Below are 17,879 nucleotides of genomic sequence, written 5' to 3'. Positions count from 1 at the left end.
CTGCGCGCACTCTCCGCTGCCCGCCTCTCCCCCGCCCGCGCGCTGCGCGACATCGACGCGGTGCAGATCCCGGAGTCGCACCGCGGCATCCGCCTGTTCACCCCCGCCCTGCTGCGGGCCGCACGCCGCAGCGGAGCCGAAGTGCACGTCTGGACGGTCAACGACCCCGACGAGATGACGCGACTGGTCGCCGGCGGCGCTGACGGCATCGTGACCGACCGCGCCGACGTGGCCGTGCGCGTACTCTCCTGACGACCTGCCGCCGACGCGTGCGGCCCTGGGATTACCCTGTGAGTTCGCACCGGTTGTCGCCGCTGTGGATGAAGCGCACAGGCGCGAGCGTTATACCTGACAGCGACGAGAGGACCACACAATGGCAGATCGCAGCCTTCGCGGCATCCGGCTGGGTGCCCAGAGCCTTCAGAGCGAGGAGGGCGTCGTGTTCATGGAGCGACGCGCCACCGAGTACAAGTGCGACACGTGCGGTCAGGAGACCACCCTGATGTTCGCGGCGGACGCCGAGGCACCGCAGACCTGGGAGTGCCGTCACTGCGGCGCCGAGGCGGTGCTGCAGGTCGACGGCGCGTCCGTCAAGCTCGAGGACAGCGACGAGAAGGTGGCGCGAACCCACTGGGACATGCTGCTCGAGCGCCGCACGCGTGACGAACTCGAGGAGCTGCTCGCAGAGCGGCTCGCCTATGTCCGCGCCCGTCGCGGTGCGGGAGACGACCCCACCCGCCACCGCATCGGCGCGTGACTCAGCGTCGCCGCCGAGACAGCAGTCCCGCGACGACGAGCACCGCCGGCGTGATCAGCATCCCCAGCTGAATCCACGGACCCAGCACGACCCCAGCCGTGAGGCCGGAGCGCAGTTCGACTTCCTCGAGCAGCGCTCCGGCCTCATCGGCGTCCAGGGTCGACACCGTCGACCCGTCCGGCCGGATGATCTGGCTCGTGCCCACGGTCGAGACGTTCACCACGCTGCGGCCGGTCTCCACGGCGCGCATGCGCGCGAACGCGAGCTGCTGCAGGTTCTCGTCCGTCCCGCGGAAGTCGGCGTTGTTGGTCTGGAAGACGAGCACCTCGGCGCCCTGCATCACGCTCTCGCGGATGACTTCGTCGTAGATCACGTCGAAGCAGATCGCGAGACCGACTCCGGTCCCGCCCACCTGCACGAGCGGCGGGTTGGTGCCCGGGGTGTATTCGCGGCCGATGAGCCCGATGAGGTCGGGGGCGAGGGCGTAGTAGAAGTCGCGGTCGGGCACGTACTCGCCGAAGGGCACCGGATGGCGTTTGTCGTGCAGCTGCGTGGCGTCGCCGTCCTTCGTCCACAGGAACGACGTGTTGAAGATCTGCTCACCGCGCTCGGTGGCGGTGTTGGCCAGCAGCGGTCCATCGAGCTCGTTCACCAGGCGGGTGAGCCGCCGCGCCGTCGTCTCGTCCTGGAACGGGTCGTAGTCGATGCCGCCCTCGGGCCAGACGAGCAGGTCGACGTCCGCATCGTCGATCATCCTGGTGGCGTCCGTCTGAGCGCTGATCACCCCGTACGGCTCGCGTTCGTCGAAGTAGCCCGTGGCGCCGTTGCCCTGCACCGCGGCGATGCGCATCTCGCCGGATCGCGCGGTGGGGAACAGCGGAGTCAGCAGCAGCACGATCAGCGTCACGGCAGGAGCGACGAGGTGCATCGGACGGATCCGTCCGCGCATCCGGAACAGCTCGATCAGCAGCGCGACGAGCGCGACCATCAGGAACGTCAGCCCGCTCACGCCCAGCCACGAGGCGACCGGCGCGAACGGACCCTGCGCCTGGGTCATGCCCAGCCGCGACCACGGGAATCCGCCGTACGGCCAGTTGCCGAGGAAGAGCTCGTGCGTGGTCCAGAGACCCGCAACGACCACGGGCAGGACAACCGGTGCGCTGCGGGGCCAGACGCGCGGAAGCCAGCGGTACGCCAGCGTGATCGGCACGAGCGCCACCGCCGTGAGAACGCCCTCCACGACCGTCAGCGCGATCCACGGCACCGGGCCGAGATAGCGCGCCGTGAAGGACACCTGCAGGGCGAAGAACACCAGTCCGTAAGCCAGGCCGACCAGCAGCGCACCGCCGACGCGGCGTCCGCGCAGCATCGGCAGCAGCAGCGCCAACGCGACGAACACGAGAGGCCAGATGGCCGCCGCAGGAAACGCGAGCGCCATGAGCAGCCCCGCGACCGCGGCCACTCCGGCAGCCGCCCACAGCGGCACGGCGGGGCGTGCCGAAGGCGGGTCGGTGTCGTTCATCCGGTTCACACCGCGGTGTAGACGACGATGCCGCGACGCACCCCGTCGAGCGCTCGGCGGGCCGTGCGGGCCAGGTCGCCGTCCTCGGCGACGATCGAGAGCTGGTCGAGCAGATCGATCGTCTGCTTGGCCCAGCGCACGAAGTCGCCGGCCGCCATGTCGGCGTCGATCAGCACCCGATCGAGCGATCCGCCGCGGGCCCACGCGTGCATGGCTGCGGCAAGTCCCGGCGCCAGCGGCTCGGTGCGCGGCAGCGAGTAGTCGTGCTCGAGATCGTCGAGCTCTGCCCACAGCCTCGTCGTGGCGTCGTACGCGATGCGGAACGCGCCGCGCGGCAGGCCCCGCTCCCCCATGTTCTGCTCGTCGCGCCGCGGCTCGTAGACCAGGCAGCTGGCCATCGCGGCGAGCGACGGCGCGTCGAGGGTGCGCCACAGCCCCTGGCGCAGGGATTCGGCGACGAGCAGGTCGCGCTCACCGTAGATACGGCGCATGGTGCGGCCCGCGTCGGTGAGCGAGAGGCGATCGCCCTCGCCGTCGAGATAGCCGACGACCTGGAGCACGTCGATCACCCGGTCGAAGATCCGCGCAACCGTGCCGGTGCGCGTCTCGATCTGTCGGCGGATGCGGTCGGTGTCGCGCTTGAGCGAGAAGTACCGCTCCGCCCAGCGCGCATGCGCCTCACGGTCGGGGCAGCTGTGGCAGGCATGCCGACGCATGCGCGTGCGCAGCCCCTGGATCTTCTTGAGGCGCTTGTCACGCGCGGCACGCCCTCCGGCATCCCGTCGGTCCTTCTTCTCGAGATCGCTGAGCTCGCGCCGCATCGCGGCGTATTCGAGGAAGTCGCCGTGCTCGCACGTCATCGCGTCGCGGTAGCCGGAGAGGGATTCCTCCGCCTCGCGCACCTTGCGCGCGAGGCCCACGACAGACCTGTCGGCCTGGAACTGCGCGAACGACGACTCGAGGATCTCGCGTGCCCGTGCCCTGCCGAACCGATCGATGAGATTGACCGCCATGTTGTAGGTCGGGCGGAAACTGGAGTTGAGCGGATACGTGCGGCGGGATGCCAGGGCGGCGACCGCCTGAGGATCCATGCCCTCGGTCCATTGGACGACGGCGTGACCCTCGATGTCGATCCCACGGCGTCCCGCGCGGCCGGTGAGCTGGGTGTACTCCCCCGACGTGATGGCGACCCTGGCCTCGCCGTTGAACTTCTCCATCTTCTCGAGCACCACCGTGCGCGCCGGCATGTTGATGCCCAGAGCGAGCGTCTCGGTCGCGAAGACCGCCTTGACGAGCTTGCGCTGGAAGAGCTCCTCGACGACCTCCTTGAACGCGGGCAGCATGCCCGCATGATGGGCGGCGACGCCGCGCTCGAGGTCGTCGCGCCACTGCCAGAAGCCGAGCACGTCGAGGTCTTCGTCCTGCAATGCACGGGTGCGATCGGTGACGATCTCGCGGATCAGGGTGCGTTCCTCCTGCGTGGTCAGACGCACGCCGGAGCGGCGCACCTGCTGCACGGCCGCATCGCAGCCGACCCGGCTGAAGATGAAGAAGATGGCGGGCAGGAGATTCGCCCGCTCGAGCAGCCGCACCACCTCGGGTCGGTCCATCCGCTCGACGCGGCCCATGTTCGACGGCCGCACGGGGCGCTTGCCGCCCCGGGGCGCCCGGTGCGCCTCCCTGCCGGCGTGTCTGCTGCTGCGGTGCTCCTGCGCGCGGCGGTTGCTCTCGTGGCGGGAGCCGGTGAACGAGCGGATGCGCAGCAGCTCCTGGTTCACCTGGGCGGTCGCGATGCCCGCGCGCTCGTCGAAGAGGGGCAGCAGGTCATCGCGCACGAGGACGTGCTGCTCGAGGGGCACCGGACGGATCTCCGACACGATCACGTCGGTGTCGCCGCGGACGGTGTCGAGCCAGTCGCCGAACTCCTCGGCGTTCGACACGGTCGCGCTCAGCGAGACGAGGCGCACCTGCTCGGGCAGATGCAGGATGACCTCCTCCCACACCGGACCGCGGAACCGGTCGGCGAGGTAGTGCACCTCGTCCATCACGACGTACCGCAGCCCGCGCAGCGCGTCGGAGTCGGCGTACAGCATGTTGCGCAGCACCTCGGTGGTCATCACCACGATGCGCGCGTTGCCGTTGATGTTCGTGTCGCCCGTGAGCAGCCCCACCTGATCCGCGCCGTACACGTCGACCAGCTCGCGGAACTTCTGGTTCGACAGCGCCTTCATGGGCGTGGTGTAGAACGCCTTATCCCCGGCCGTCTGCATCGCGAGGTGGATCGCGAACTCGCCGACGATCGTCTTGCCCGCACCCGTGGGAGCGGCCACCAGCACGCTGCGGCCGCGCTCGAGCGCATAGCAGGCGTCGACCTGGAACGGATCGAGCGCGAAGCGCTGCCGCGCGGCGAACGCCTGTGTGTGCGGGTGCTCGGCCGCGGCGCGGGCGGCCGCATAGCGCTCGGCGGGTGAACTCATGCTGTGCGCAGGTCCGGGTCGAGGCCCTCGGCGATCCGTCGCTTGCGCCGCCGTCTGTCGAGCAGGAGGGTGAGGCCCGCGGCCGCGAAGTACAGCACCGTGAGCATGCCGGCCAGCATCAGCATGCTCACGACATCTGCGGCGGGCGTCGCGAGTGCCGCGAATGTGGTCGCGATGAGCACGGCGACCCGCCATCCCTTGAGGATCGCCTTCCCGGACAGGACGCCGGCGAAGTTGAGCACCACGAGGAACACGGGCAGCACGAAGGCGACGCCGATGACCATCATCATCTTGAAGACGAAGTCGTAGTACTTCTTCGCCTCGTACAGGTTGGTGGCGCCCTCGGCTGTGAAGGATGCCATCAGCTCGATGACGTGCGGGACGACCAGCGTGCCGACGTAGCATCCGGCGAAGAAGAGCGGCAGGGCCGCGCCCAGGAAACCGACCGTGTACCTGATCTCCTTGCGTGTCAGCCCCGGCATGATGAACGCCCAGAGCTGCCACATCCAGATCGGTGCCGACAGGAAGATGCCGATGGAGAAGGCGATGCGCATCCGCAGATCGAACGGCGCCGTGACCGAATCGTAGGTGAGCGCGACGAGCGTGTCGCTCGTCTTCGCGACCTGGTTGATCGGCTCGGTGATGAAGGCGATGATCGGGTCGGTGATGAGGAACGCGACGATCATGCCGACCAGCAGGCCGGCAGCCGCGAGCATGAGCCGCTTGCGGAACTCGAGAAGGTGAGCTCCCAGCGACATGCGCCGTTCGCCGCGTGGCTGGCTGTCCTTCGCGGCGTGGGAATCTACCGCAGCCACGCTGATCAGACTGTGCGATCAGGCCCGGCGGGCGCGTCGGGGTCGACGTCGCTCACGGCGTCCTTCTTCTTGGCGGGGTCGGCGGCGTCTTCCTCGCGCATGGCCTTCATCTCGCCCTTGAAGACACGAGCCGACTGGCCCATGCTCTTGGCCAGCGCCGGCAGCTTCGCCGCACCGAACAGAAGAAGGATGACGACGAGGAGTATAACCAGGTGCCATCCGTTGAGGTTGCCGAGCATGAAGGACTCCTAGATCGAGGTTGCGGTCAGTCTACCTGGGCGTGCTGCCGCTCAGACGTCTTGTAGAGGTCGAGTCCCGCCGCGGCCCAGTCGCGGGTCGTCGTGCGCGCGAGGGGCGGGTCGAGCACCTCGAGGGCACCGCCGAAGCGTGCGGCGACGCGCTTGATGCCGCGCGGGTCGGCCATCCGGATGCGGAGTGTCACGAGGCCCGCGCCTCGATCGACCTCCTCCTGCGGGAACGATCCGATCAGCGGCACCAGCCGCTCCGGGATCCGGACGATCACCTCGCCCTCCGGGCCGTCGCCGTCGCCGAACTCGGCGGGGACGGCGGCGTCGCCGTGCGTGATCGGGATGTCGGTGAGCCGCGCGTCGCTGACCCGGTCGAGGTGGAATGTGCGCATCGCGGTGCGCAGGTGACACCAGCCCTGCAGGTACCACTGGCCGTTGTCGATGCGGATCTGAGCGGGATCGACGGTGCGGGTGGTGGGCTGCGCGTCGGGAGCCTGGTAGCGGAACGACACGGCGACACCGTCGTGCAGCGCCTGCGAGACCACGCGCTGCACCTCCGTCACCGCGGCCGGCGCCACGACGAGGTCGGGTGGGGCACCGGCCGAGCCGCGCGACAGCTTGGCCATGAGACCGGTGACCAGGCCCGATTCGGCGACCGCCGGCACGGATGCGACCATCTGCAGTCCCGCCAGCAGCGCAGCAGCCTCGCGCGCGGTCAGACGCGGCACGCGCCGCAGCGCGACGTCGTTGGTGATCTCGATGATGTCGTGCTCGTCGAGCAGCTCCCAATCGATGTCGAACATCTCCTGCGGCAGCTGCCAGTAGCCGGAGTCTCCGGGCAGGCCGATGACCGTCAGCTTCTCGACCATCCCCCGGAGAGCCTCGCGGGTCACCCCGAAATCGGCGGCGGCTTCGTCGAGCGTCACCTGCCCGCGCTCGAGCAGGTAGGGCACGAGGGTGAGATAGAGCCGAACCTGCTCGGCAGCGAGAAGCGGGGCGCCCTGGGTGCTCATGATTCCTCCCGATCGGGGCCGTCCAGGGCGGCGGCGTGGCGCTCGGCGATCACCCGAAGCCGCTGGATCACGGCATCGCGCAGATCCTCGGGATCCACCACCCGCACCTCTGGCCCGTATGACGCCAGCTCGTCGGCGAAGATGTCGCGGTCGACGTATCCGACGGCGATGCCCTGTGCGCGCGGTGTGGCGCGACGGCCGAGCCGCAGCGCGGCCTCGGTGCCCGGCGTGACCTCGAGCAGGGCGCGCTGGGCGGCCGCGACGTCCTCCAGACCCGCGAGTGCACGAGCCGCGGCGCCCTCACGCAGCGCGACGTCGAAGGTCTGCGCTGTCACCTTCACATCGCTGACGATGCGGCTGAGCAGGAAGGTGCGCTCGGCGTCCGCGTCGACGTCGATCCCGAACAGATGCCAGCGCGCCTCGTACTCCACCTGCGCGAGCGGACGGACGCGTCGGCGGGTGGGCGACTTCTCCCCCGGCTTGAGGTACTCGAAGACGACCACCCTGCTGCGCTCTATCCCCTCCTGCAGCGCGGGGAACGCAGCATCCCGGGCGGCGATGCGCGGTGCGAAGCCGATGATCGGCTCGTCGCCGTCGATGCCGAGTGCGCGGATCTTGCGCACTCCGGACCGGGCATCCATCGACACCGACTCGGTGCTCCACACGCTCCCGGCGAGACGCAGCACGGCGAGCTCGGCCGGTGTGAACTCGATGTCGGTGGGCAGGTCGTACTCGGCCTGCGGGATGCGGTAGCGGGCCTCGCGCAGATCGTGCGGATCGGCGGGATCGCCGATCGTCTCGATCGGAACGCCGAGCGAACGCAGCTCGTCCTTGTCGCGCTCGAACATCTTCTCCAGCGCATCGGTCCTCGCGCCTGCCTCGACGCGCTGCCGGTAGCCGGACACGTTCTCGATGATCTGCTGCTTGGTGAGCCCGATCTCCGTGGCCATCAGCGCCACGACGAGATTCGTCAGGCGCTCTTCGGCGGGGATCCGGGCAGGCGTCACCGGCCCATCAGCTCCTCGGGGATGACGCCCAGCACGTCGACGACGTACACGGTGGCGTCGTCACCGGACTCGGTCGGCACGATGACCATCAGCTGCGATCCCACCCGCGAGCTCGAGACCGCGTCGACGACCTCGGCAGGAAGACCGTCGGTGCCGGTGAGAGTGGCGTCCCAGGTGGTCTGGCCGACGCTGCGGCTCGTCCAGCCGACGGAGGTGGAGCGGATCAGGGCGGTGCCGTCGCCGACCTTCTCGTGCTCTCCCTGCAGCAGCGTCTCGGTGATCGTCTTCTTCGGCGCGGCCGTGTCGGGGATGATCACGCCGGGGCGACCGTCGGGTGCGCGCACCACCGAAGGGAGGCCGGGTGCGTCGTTGAACACCGCGGAGCCGTCCGCCTTGGCCAGGGCGGTGTAGCGCACGTCGTAGACGGCGACGAGGCTGTCGTTCGCATCGAGCCCGATCTGCTGCGCGGCGCCCTCGGGAAGCTCCGAAGCGGGGATCGATGCGACGATGCGGCTGCCTGCCGTCGCGCACGCCAACGCCTCGTCGACACCCGACAGCTCGGCGCCGGCGGACTCCGGGCTCCACAGCTTCAGCTGGGCGTCCAGCGTCTGTCCGGTCGTGCCGTTCACCAGCACCCGGGTGAGGATCGCCTCCTGGCGGCTGTCGGTGATCGCGCGGCCGTCACCGGTGATGATGTCGGCGTATGCGGGCTTTCCGGTGTGCACGGGCAGCTCGATCTCGACCTGCGGAGCGCCGAGATCTCCGGTCACCGTCACCGATCTCTCCAGCGCCGCCGAGCTGTCGCGCTCGCACGCGGCTCCGTCGAAAGTCGGCGCCGCGGCCGAGCATCCGGTCAGGACGAGGGTGGAGAGGGCGAGGGCCGAGAGGGCAGCGGTCGTTTTACGCACGCGCCCCAGTCTATTCCGATGCCCGCTCGCCCTCGCGCGACGCCGCCGCGACCCGCGCGCCGCCCGCGGCCTTCTGCGCCTCCCGCACGCGCTTGCGCAGGTTTTTGTCGGTGATCTCACGGTCGCCGACCGCGCCTGGCGTCCACAGCTCGACGTCCTCGTCACCGTAGCTGGACTTCGACGCGCGACGACGCACCTCGGGGGGCACGGCCCCCGGCGCCAGGCGACGTGCGGTGAGCAGGAAGCCGGTGTGCGCGACCATGCGGTGATCGGGGCGCACGGCGAGGCCCTCGACGTGCCAGCCGCGCACCATCGTCTCGGACGCATCCGGATCGGTGAACAGACCGGTGCCTCGGATGTACTCCGCGACGCGCGACAGCTGGGTGGCCGTGGCGATGTAGCAGATCACCACTCCCCCGGGGGCGAGCGCCTCAGCGACGACGTCCATGCACTCCCACGGAGCGAGCATGTCGAGCACCACGCGATCGACCGTGCCGGCCGGGTGGTGAGCGCCCAGCTCCTCGGCCAGGTCTCCGACCACGACCTGCCACGTCGCGGGGCTCTCGCCGAAGAAGGTCTCGATGTTCGCCTTCGCGACCTCGGCGAAGTCCTCACGGCGCTCGAACGAGGTGAGCGTGCCCTCGGAGCCGATCGCGCGCAGCAGCGCCAACGACAGCGCACCCGAGCCGACACCGGCCTCGACGACCACGGCGCCGGGGAAGATGTCCGCCTGCATGACGATCTGCGCGGCGTCCTTCGGGTACACGATCGCCGCGCCGCGCGGCATCGACATCGCGAAGTCGCGGAGCAGAGGGCGCAGCGCCAGGTAGTCGTGGCCCGAGCTGTTGGTCGCGACGGATCCGTCGGGCTGGCCGATCAGATCGGCATGACGCAGCACCCCATGATGCGTGTGCAGCTCGCCGTCGGCACGCAGCGTGATGGTGTGCAGGCGCCCCTTCGGTCCGGTGAGCTGAACGCGGTCGCCCTCCCGGAAGGGACCGCTGGGACGTGCGGCGCTCATCGAGCACCCTCCTTCGCGAATCGGGCGTGCAGGTCTGCGAGGTCGGCCGTCGTGCGGCCCTCGAGGGTCGACCACAGCTCGTCGGCACCGCACCCGTCCAGCGCGACGATGTGCGGCACGCCGAGGGTGACCGCGCCCGATGCCGCGCCGGCGGCCACACCGGTCGGCGAGTCCTCGATGACGACGGCGTCGACGATGTCGATGCCCAGCTGGGCGGCCGCGGCCAGGTACGGATCGGGGAACGGCTTGGGCCTGTCGACCTCGTCGCCGGCGATGNNCCCCCTGCGTGCGCAGGAGCTCCGCGACACGATCGGTCATCAGGTCGACGATCTGCTGAGGTTCGAGGTCGACCCCCGCCTCCCGCAGCACGCGCCCGCTCTCGAGCAGACCGCTGCCGATCAGCTGCATCGCGTCGTCGTGCGTCCAGGTGCCCCCGTAGGACTCGACCAGCTCCGTCTCGACGGACATCCAGTAGGGCTCGGTGTTGACGAGGGTTCCGTCCATGTCCCACAGGACTGCGGCGGGCTTTCTGCTCATTGCACCCATGCTAGCCGGGTCGACGCGCCTCGCTTCACGGTGAGGTCTAGCCTGGAGGGATCGACTCGGCTTCCGGAAGGAGAGGGATGGACGTCCTCGGCTCTCGCATCATCGTCGCCGCGTTCGACGGCTGGAACGATGCCGGCGAGGCGGCCAGCGGTGCGATCGCGGCCCTGCGGGCAGCCGGCGAGTACGAACAGGTGCACGCCGTCGACCCTGAGCTGTACTTCGACTACCAGTACACGCGTCCCTCGACGCAGCTGAACGCCGACGGGCGTCGAGAGCTGCGGTGGCCGGAGGCGACGCTGTGGCGGCCGACCCGACCCGTCGACGCCGGGCCCGAGCTCTGGCTGCTGACCGGCTCCGAGCCGGCGCGCGCGTGGCAGGCGTTCGTGAACGAGTTCCTGGATGTCGCACTGCGCGATGACGCCACGGGTCTGGTCACGATCGGGGCGATGCTCTCCGACGTGCCGCACACCCGCCCGATCTCGGTGTTCGCCTCGAGTCAGGATGCGCGGGTGCGCGAGGTGCACGGGCTGGACAAGTCGAGCTACGAGGGCCCGGTGGGCATCCTGAGCGTGTTCGACCAGTTCTTCAGCCAGGCAGAGATCCCGGCGGCGAGCCTGTGGGCGAGCGTGCCGCACTACGTCGCGACGGCCGCCCCGTCGCCGAAGGCGACGCTGGCGCTGCTGGATCGTCTGGAGGAGCTGACCGGTGTGGGCCCCGCGCGCGAGCACATGCGCACCGAGGCCGCGGCGTGGGAGGCATCCATCGACGCGGCGGCCGCGGAGGACGAGGACATGGCGGAGTACATCCGCCAGCTCGAGCGCACCCGCGACGCGTGGGATTCCCCCGAAGCGTCAGGCGACGCCATCGCGCAGGCGTTCGAGCGCTATCTGCGCCGCCGGGGCGACGGCTTCGACAAGCGCTGATCGATCAGACGGCGGGCACGACGCCGGTCGCGAGCAGCACGATGAGGACGACGCCGAGCAGCACGCGGTAGATCACGAAGGGCAGGAAGCTGCGCTTCGAGATCCAGTTCATGAAGAACGCGATCACCCCGAGCGCGACGACGAACGCGACGCCGGTGGCGGCGAAGGTCTCACCCAGCCCGAAATGCTGATCCGGGTCTCCCCCGTGCTTGAACAGCTGGTAGAAACCGCTGCCGAAGACGGCGGGGATCGCCAGCAGGAACGCGTACCGGGCGGCCGCGGCGCGCTCGTACCCGAGGAAGAGACCCATCGTGATGGTGCCGCCCGAGCGGGACACACCGGGCACCAGTGCGAGCGCCTGCGCGAAACCGAACGCCGCGCCGTGCCCGTAGGTGAGCTGGTCGAGCTTGCGGCGCTTCGCACCGACATGGTCGGCGACGCCGAGCAGCACACCGAACACGATCAGCATGATCGCGACGATCCACAGTGAGCGGAACACCGTCTCGATCGAGTCCTGGAACAGCAGCCCCAGCACGACGATCGGGATGCTGCCGAGAATGATCAGCCAGCCCATCCGCGCGTCGGGATCGTTGCGCGGCGCCTTCCCGGTGAGGGAGCGGAACCACTGGGTGATGATGCGCACGATGTCCCGCCAGAAGAACACGACGACCGCGGCCTCGGTGCCGATCTGTGTGATGGCGGTGAACGCGGCGCCCGGGTCCTCGCCGGACGGCAGGAAGGTGCCGACGATGCGCAGGTGCGCGCTCGAGGAGATGGGCAGGAACTCCGTGAGTCCCTGCACGATGCCGAGGATGAGCGCTTCGAGCAGGTTCATGCGTCGCTTTCTGACAGGGGCTTGGTGGAGACGGGCCGCGAGCGCGGGATGGTCAGCAGCCGCGCAGCAGATCGGCCAGCACGCGCTGGCCGAAGACAAGCGATTCTACGGGGACGCGCTCGTCGACTCCGTGGAACATCCCGGTGAAGTCCAGATCCGCGGGCAGACGCAGCGGCGCGAATCCGTATCCGGTGATGCCCAGCGATGCGAGCGCCTTGTTGTCGGTGCCGGCACCCAGAAGATACGGGATCACGGGAACTCCGGGGTCGTGACGCCCGAGCGCTGCGACCATGGCGTCGACGAGGTCTCCCTCGAATGCGGTCTCCATGCCGATGTCGCGCACGACCGTCTGGATCTCGACGTCGTCCCCGACGATGCGCTGCAGCTCGGCGAGCACGTCGTCCTCGGTTCCCGGGATGACGCGGACGTCGATGAGCGCCTCTGCCGTCTCCGGGATCACATTGTGCTTGTACCCCGCGGTCAACGCCGTCGGGTTGGTCGTGGTGCGGAACGTCGAGCGCAGGAACGCCTCGGCGGGACCGGCCGCGGCCGCCAGGGCATCCGGGTCATCGGTCGACCGGCCCGTGAGGGCGCTCAGCCCGTCGAGCAGCGCCCGCGTCGTCGGGGTGAGTCGGATCGGCCAGCGGGTGCGCCCGATCGCTGCCACCGCCTCGGCGAGCCGCGTCACCGCGTTGTCGTCGTGATAGCGGCTGCCGTGCCCGGCACGCCCCTTCGCGACCAGCCGCAGCCAGAGCATCGCCTTCTCCCCCACCTGCAGCAGATAGGCGCGGTGATCGTCGACGGTGATCGAATATCCGCCGACCTCGCTGATCGCCTCGGTGGCACCGGCGAACCAGTCTGGACGCTCCTGCACGACGAGGGCCGAGCCCTCGACGCCGCCGTTCTCCTCGTCGGCGAAGAACGCGAGGATCAGGTCGCGCTCGGGCTGCTCGCCGGCCCGCAGGATGTCTGCGACCGCGGTGAGGATCATCGCGTTCATGTTCTTCATGTCGACGGCGCCGCGCCCCCACAGCATCCCGTCGCGCACCAGGCCCTCGAACGGGTCGACGCTCCAGTCGGCGGCGACAGCCGGGACGACATCGAGGTGCCCGTGCACGACAAGGGCCGGTCGCTCGGGATCCCGGCCGCGCACGCGTGCCATGACGTTGGTGCGCCGCTCGATCGGCTCGTAGTACTCCGGTTCGAGGCCCAGATCGGTCAGGTACGCGCCGACATACTCGGCTGCCTCGCGCTCGCCGTTCGCCCGGCCTCCCCCGTAGTTCGAGGTGTCGATGCGGATCAGGTCGCGGGCGATGCGGACGACTTCGGGCAGCTCAGACTCGGGCATGTGCCCAGGCTACCCAACCCGGGTGGCGCGCCCGGGAGTCGGGCTGGTTCGAACAGGTGCGCGGGGCGTGCTAGAGTCGATCTTCGTTCGGCAGCGAACATCTGCGCGGGTGGCGGAATAGGTAGACGCGCTAGCTTGAGGTGCTAGTGCCCGCATAGGGCGTGGGGGTTCAAGTCCCCCCTCGCGCACAGAACGAAGAAGACCCGGGTCCTGAGGATCCGGGTCTTCTTCGTCTCAGCTCCGCTCCCGCAGACGCCGCCAGCGGTGCGGCGGGAAGTCCTCCGGCCAGTGCATCCGCACGGTGCGGAATCCGCGCCTCACCCGGCGGCGGAAGCCGCGACCCCGCCACAGCGGACGCATCGAGATGCCCATCCGTCCTCCCCTGATCCGACCGATGCGCCCCACCTCGCCGAGGTGGTAGGACAGGTCGAGGTCGTCGTGGGTCTCGGCATCGTGGCGGTGCACGTCGGCGCGGACCGCGCGCCAGGCATCCGTCCGCATCGCCAGACTCGAGCCGAACAGCGGACGATGTCCGAGCGCCGCGCCGGCGGCGGCCGTGTACGCGCCGAGGTAGACCTCCGCCGTCCAGCGCAGGGCACGCGGTCCGTCGATGAATCGCGCACCGCCGGTCGCCGCGACGGTCGCCGTCGAGGACAACGACGCCACCGCGTCGTGCACCCACGTCGGCGGCGGCACGCAGTCGGCGTCCAGGCGGAGGATGAGGTCTCCGGCGGCTTCGTCGTACCCGGCTGCAGCCGCGGCAGGGATGCCGATCTCGGGACACGTCACCACACGCGCGCCGGCGGACGCGGCGATCGCCGCCGACGCATCCGAGGATGCATTGTCGACGACGATCACCTCATCGGCCGGTCGCGTCTGCTCGCGCAGGGCGTCGAGACAGCGCGTCAGCAGCTCCGCGTCATCCCGCACCGGGATGACGACCGACACTCGCAACGACGCTCAGGCTTCGACGTCGCCGCGCCACGCGCCGGTCTCGCCGCCCCGGCCCTCGATGAACTTCTTGAAGTTGTCGAGATCCTTCTTGACCGCGTGCGAACCGGCACCGACCAGTGCGCCCACCTTCTCGAGCAGACCCTGCGGGTCCCAGTCGATCTGCGCGGTCACTCGCGTGGTGCGGTCGTCGAGCTTGTGGAAGGTGACGACACCGGCGTGCTCGGTCTCGCCGCCCACGCTGCGCCAGGCGACGCGCTCATCGGGGTGCTGCTCGGTGATCTCGGCGTCGAACTCGCGCTGCGCACCGCCGACCTTGACGACCCAGTGGTTGTGCGTGTCATCGATCTGGGTGATCGAGACGACCTCGTCGAGGAAGTGCGGGAAGCTCTCGAACTGCGTCCACTGGTTGTAGGCGACGGTCACGGGGACGTTCACGTCGACGGTCTCGATGATCTGGGGCATCTTCAACTCCTCGCTTCGGGGATGGACCTCCCAGTCAGCCCGATCAGCGGGCGGCGCGGGAGGGGGTTGACGGCAGGGCCTGCGAGGGTCGACTCAGACCGCGCCGACGCCGAAGACGAGCCCCAGCGCGTAGGTGATCGCCGCCGCGCCCACGCCGATCGCCAGCTGGCGCAGGGCGCGCTTGAGGGGCGGCCCGCCGGAGAGGATGCCCACCATCGCGCCGGTGGCGAGCAGGGCGATCCCGACCAGCACGAGAGCGACGATGATCGCCGTCGTGCCGCTGAGGCCGAAGATCCACGGCAGCACGGGGATTATCGCCCCGGAGGAGAACAGCAGGAAGCTCGAGATCGCCGCGGCCCAGTCGCTGCCGATCACCTCGTGGTCGGAGTGCGTTCCGATCGGTCCTGTCGAGTCGCGGCGGATGCCCGCCTGCGCGGCCTGCACGACGCGCTGCGCGCGGATCAGCGACTCGTCCTGACCCATGCCGCGCGCGCGGTAGACGAGGGCCAGTTCGTTCGCGTCGATGTCGAGGTCGCCCGCGTTCGCATCGGCATCGCTGTTCTCCTCGGTGGATGCCAGCAGCTCGCGCTGCGATCTGACGGAGACGAACTCGCCGGCACCCATCGAGAGGGCACCCGCCAGGAGTCCGGCGATTCCGCTGAAGAGCACGAACGGGCCGCTCACGCCGGTGGCGCCGATGCCGAGCACCAGCGCGAGGTTGGAGACGAGACCGTCGTTCGCGCCGAACACGGCCGCGCGGAACGAGCCCGACAGTCGTCGGCGTCCGCGCGCGGCGAGCCCGCGCACCACCTCGTGGTGCACCTTCTCGTCGGCGCGCATCGCGGCCGTCGCGAACCTCTCGGTGTCGTACGGCGATCGGGCTTCGGCGCTCTGCGCGAGGGCGAGCACGAAGATCGATCCGAAGCGCGAGGCCATCCAGCCGAGCATCCGCGAGCGCAGGCCGGCCCTCGGCAGCCTCTGCGGCTCTCCCCCGAGAAGGTCGAGCCAGTGCTGCTCGTGACGGCGCTCCGCGTCGGCGAGCGAGAGCAGGATCTCGCGCTCCTCTCCGTGGCGACGTGCGGCGAGGTTCGTGTAGACGGCGCCTTCGGCGCGCTCTTCGACCAGATAGCGTGCCCACTGCCGGCGATCGGCGGGGGTGGGCTGTGCGGGCGCGTTCATGCATCCTCCGTGCTGTGGGGAACAGTCAACGGTATCGACGGCCACGCGCAGGAACCGCGTCAGGACAGCGATTGACAGGATTTCGGATGCCCGAAGCGCAGGCCGCTCAGGAGCGCACGCGCTTGCGCAGCACGTCGATCCGTGACTGCAGCTGAGTGACGGTCGCCTGCGCGACGGCGGGTCCGCCGCACACGCGCCGCAGCTCGGCATGCACCGCACCGTGCGGCTCGCCGGTCTGCCTGGCGTACAGGCCGACCAGGCTGTTGAGCAGCTGCCGCTGCTCGCGCAGGGTGCGGTGCAGCGGCGCCGGCAGGGTCGACTCCTGCTCGGGAGGAGCCGCCGCCTCACGCGCCTGGCGCAGCTTGCTCTGCCGAGCCTGACGCTGCATGAGGAGGTCGTGCACGTGCTCGGGCTCGAGCAGCCCAGGAAGCCCGATGAACTCCTCCTCCTCCGGGGTGCCGGGTTCGGCCAGCTGGCCGAAGTCCTTGCCGTCGAAGACGACGCGGTCGAAGTGCGCGAGCGAGGAGATCGCCTGGTAGCTGAACTCCTGCGTCAGGGCATCCGACGCATCGTCCTCGCGATTGGCGCTCTCCAGGAGCGAGTCCTCGAGGCCGTCGTCGTCCTTGGTCTGACGGTCCAACGCGTGATCGCGCTGCTTCTCCATCTCGTTCGCGAGCGTCATCAGCACGGGGACGTTCGGCAGGAACACGCTCGCCGCCTCACCACGCCGGCGGGCGCGCACGAAGCGCCCGATCGCCTGCGCGAAGAACAGCGGCGTCGAGGATGAGGTCGCGTACACGCCCACCGCGAGTCGGGGCACGTCCACACCCTCCGACACCATGCGCACCGCGACCATCCACCGCCGGTCGTCGGCGCTGAAGCGCTCGATCCGCTCCGACGCCGATGCGTCGTCGCTGAGCACGACGGTGGGCTGCTGCCCGGTGATGCTGTGCAGGATCTTCGCGTACGCGCGGGCCACGGTCTGGTCCGTGGCGAGCACCAGCCCGCCGGCGTCGGGAACGTGGTGGCGGATCTCGGAGAGGCGCCGGTCGGCGGCGCGCAGCACCGCGGGCATCCACTCCCCCTCCGGGTCCAGCGCCGTGCGCCAGGCCTGCGAGGTGACGTCCTTGGTGTTGTCCTGGCCGAGGTGCGCCTCGAGCTCGTCGCCGGCGCTCGTGCGCCAGCGCATCTTCCCGGAGTACATGTGGAAGAGCACGGGGCGCACGACGCCGTCTTCCAGGGCGCGCCCGTAGCCGTAGGCGTAGTCGGTGCTGGAGACCCGTGCTCCCGATTCGTCGGGCAGATACTCGACGAACGGGATCGGCGCGGTGTCGCTGCGGAAGGGCGTGCCCGAGAGCAGCAGCCGCCGCTTCGCCGGACCATAGGCGTCGCGGATCGCGTCGCCCCAGCTCAGCGCGTCACCGCCGTGGTGCACCTCGTCGAGGATCACGAGCGTGTTCGCGTCTTCGGTCAGATGGCGGTGCACCGACGACTTCGCGGCGACCTGCGCATAGGTCACGACCACTCCGTGGTACTGCCGTGACGGCGCCCAATGACTGTTGCGGAATCGCGGGTCGAGGCGGATGTGCACCCGTGCGGCGGCATCAGCCCACTGCGTCTTCAGGTGCTCGGTGGGCGCGACGACGATGATCCGGTTCACCTCGCCCATGCGCAGCAGCTCGACCGCCAGCGTCAGGGCGAAGGTGGTCTTTCCGGCGCCGGGGGTCGCGGCGACGAGAAAATCGCGCTGATCGGCCTGGAAGTACTGCTCGAGCGCCTCGCGCTGCCATGCTCTCAGCTTGTCGGCGGTACCCCACGGCGCGCGCTGAGGAAAGGACGGAGAGAGCATCGCATCTACGATAAT

Annotated in this window: 17 protein-coding genes, 1 tRNA gene and 2 pseudogenes; 4 read left to right on the top strand and 16 right to left on the bottom strand. The window is 69.8% G+C overall.

Annotated features, from left to right (window positions below; translation table 11 throughout):
- Positions 1-252 (top strand): glycerophosphodiester phosphodiesterase family protein (locus tag BFN01_RS15880; RefSeq protein WP_305728271.1); only part of this gene is annotated, 252 nt, incomplete at its 5' end.
- A gap of 121 nt (positions 253-373) precedes the next feature.
- A complete protein-coding gene (locus tag BFN01_RS11270; protein WP_071644449.1) occupies positions 374-757 on the top strand; it encodes an RNA polymerase-binding protein RbpA in 384 nt (127 codons plus the stop codon).
- A 1-nt stretch (position 758) separates the two neighbouring features.
- On the opposite strand, the gene lnt is transcribed toward BFN01_RS11270, so the two are convergent.
- The 10 genes and pseudogenes from lnt to BFN01_RS15870 form a co-directional block, all read right to left on the bottom strand.
- Positions 759-2,279 (bottom strand): apolipoprotein N-acyltransferase, encoded by a 1,521-nt coding sequence (gene lnt, locus BFN01_RS11265; protein ID WP_071644485.1) that lies wholly within the window; start codon positions 2,277-2,279, stop codon positions 759-761.
- Positions 2,280-2,284: 5 nt separating this feature from the next.
- Positions 2,285-4,756 carry an RNA helicase gene (locus tag BFN01_RS11260; RefSeq protein WP_071644448.1) on the bottom strand — a complete coding sequence of 824 codons (2,472 nt, stop codon included), beginning with the start codon at positions 4,754-4,756 and terminating at the stop codon, positions 2,285-2,287.
- Positions 4,753-5,514 (bottom strand): twin-arginine translocase subunit TatC, encoded by a 762-nt coding sequence (gene tatC, locus BFN01_RS11255; protein ID WP_071644447.1) that lies wholly within the window; start codon positions 5,512-5,514, stop codon positions 4,753-4,755. Before tatC ends, BFN01_RS11260 begins: the two co-directional genes overlap by 4 nt.
- 62 nt (positions 5,515-5,576) lie before the next feature.
- Entirely contained in the window at positions 5,577-5,810 is a 234-nt protein-coding gene (gene tatA / locus BFN01_RS11250) for a Sec-independent protein translocase subunit TatA (RefSeq protein WP_071644446.1), read from the bottom strand.
- Positions 5,811-5,836: 26 nt separating this feature from the next.
- Positions 5,837-6,832 carry a YafY family protein gene (locus tag BFN01_RS11245; protein ID WP_071644445.1) on the bottom strand — a complete coding sequence of 332 codons (996 nt, stop codon included), beginning with the start codon at positions 6,830-6,832 and terminating at the stop codon, positions 5,837-5,839.
- Positions 6,829-7,782: a YafY family protein gene (locus BFN01_RS11240; RefSeq protein ID WP_083428788.1), complete on the bottom strand. Its 954-nt coding sequence runs from the start codon at positions 7,780-7,782 to the stop codon at positions 6,829-6,831. Before BFN01_RS11240 ends, BFN01_RS11245 begins: the two co-directional genes overlap by 4 nt.
- 53 nt (positions 7,783-7,835) lie before the next feature.
- Complete coding sequence (locus tag BFN01_RS11235; RefSeq protein ID WP_071644443.1) at positions 7,836-8,747, bottom strand: hypothetical protein; 912 nt, start codon at positions 8,745-8,747, stop codon at positions 7,836-7,838.
- 10 nt (positions 8,748-8,757) lie between these two features.
- Complete coding sequence (locus BFN01_RS11230; protein ID WP_071644442.1) at positions 8,758-9,768, bottom strand: tRNA (adenine-N1)-methyltransferase; 1,011 nt, start codon at positions 9,766-9,768, stop codon at positions 8,758-8,760.
- A pseudogene (locus tag BFN01_RS15875) lies at positions 9,765-10,044 on the bottom strand (HAD-IA family hydrolase); the annotation flags it as partial. The gene BFN01_RS11230 and the pseudogene BFN01_RS15875, both read right to left, overlap by 4 nt.
- A gap of 2 nt (positions 10,045-10,046) precedes the next feature.
- Positions 10,047-10,272 (bottom strand): annotated as a pseudogene (locus BFN01_RS15870) (HAD family phosphatase); the annotation flags it as partial.
- A gap of 119 nt (positions 10,273-10,391) precedes the next feature.
- Between BFN01_RS15870 and BFN01_RS11220 the strand changes: the two are divergent.
- Complete coding sequence (locus tag BFN01_RS11220) at positions 10,392-11,237, top strand: PAC2 family protein (protein ID WP_071644440.1); 846 nt, start codon at positions 10,392-10,394, stop codon at positions 11,235-11,237.
- A 4-nt stretch (positions 11,238-11,241) separates the two neighbouring features.
- On the opposite strand, the gene BFN01_RS11215 is transcribed toward BFN01_RS11220, so the two are convergent.
- Positions 11,242-12,072 (bottom strand): undecaprenyl-diphosphate phosphatase, encoded by an 831-nt coding sequence (locus tag BFN01_RS11215; protein WP_071644438.1) that lies wholly within the window; start codon positions 12,070-12,072, stop codon positions 11,242-11,244.
- A gap of 52 nt (positions 12,073-12,124) precedes the next feature.
- Positions 12,125-13,420: a M20/M25/M40 family metallo-hydrolase gene (locus BFN01_RS11210; protein ID WP_071644436.1), complete on the bottom strand. Its 1,296-nt coding sequence runs from the start codon at positions 13,418-13,420 to the stop codon at positions 12,125-12,127.
- Between the two features lie 103 nt (positions 13,421-13,523).
- Between BFN01_RS11210 and BFN01_RS11205 the strand changes: the two genes are divergently transcribed.
- A tRNA-Leu gene (locus tag BFN01_RS11205) sits at positions 13,524-13,608 on the top strand.
- Between the two features lie 46 nt (positions 13,609-13,654).
- Here the strand turns inward: BFN01_RS11205 and BFN01_RS11200 are convergent.
- The 4 genes from BFN01_RS11200 to BFN01_RS11185 form a co-directional block, all read right to left on the bottom strand.
- Positions 13,655-14,368, bottom strand: a complete 714-nt coding sequence (locus BFN01_RS11200; protein ID WP_256221127.1) for a glycosyltransferase family A protein — start codon at positions 14,366-14,368, stop codon at positions 13,655-13,657.
- A 12-nt stretch (positions 14,369-14,380) separates the two neighbouring features.
- Positions 14,381-14,836 (bottom strand): SRPBCC family protein, encoded by a 456-nt coding sequence (locus BFN01_RS11195; RefSeq protein WP_071644432.1) that lies wholly within the window; start codon positions 14,834-14,836, stop codon positions 14,381-14,383.
- A 93-nt stretch (positions 14,837-14,929) separates the two neighbouring features.
- A complete protein-coding gene (locus BFN01_RS11190; RefSeq protein WP_071644430.1) occupies positions 14,930-16,015 on the bottom strand; it encodes a VIT1/CCC1 family protein in 1,086 nt (361 codons plus the stop codon).
- Between the two features lie 106 nt (positions 16,016-16,121).
- A complete protein-coding gene (locus BFN01_RS11185; RefSeq protein WP_071644428.1) occupies positions 16,122-17,864 on the bottom strand; it encodes a DEAD/DEAH box helicase in 1,743 nt (580 codons plus the stop codon).
- Positions 17,865-17,879 lie beyond the last annotated feature (15 nt).

The sequence above is a fragment of the Microbacterium sp. AR7-10 genome, assembly GCF_001878835.1.
Taxonomy (GTDB): domain Bacteria; phylum Actinomycetota; class Actinomycetes; order Actinomycetales; family Microbacteriaceae; genus Microbacterium; species Microbacterium commune.
Note: the sequence above shows the minus strand (reverse complement) of the source record. Positions and strands in the feature narration are given on the sequence as shown.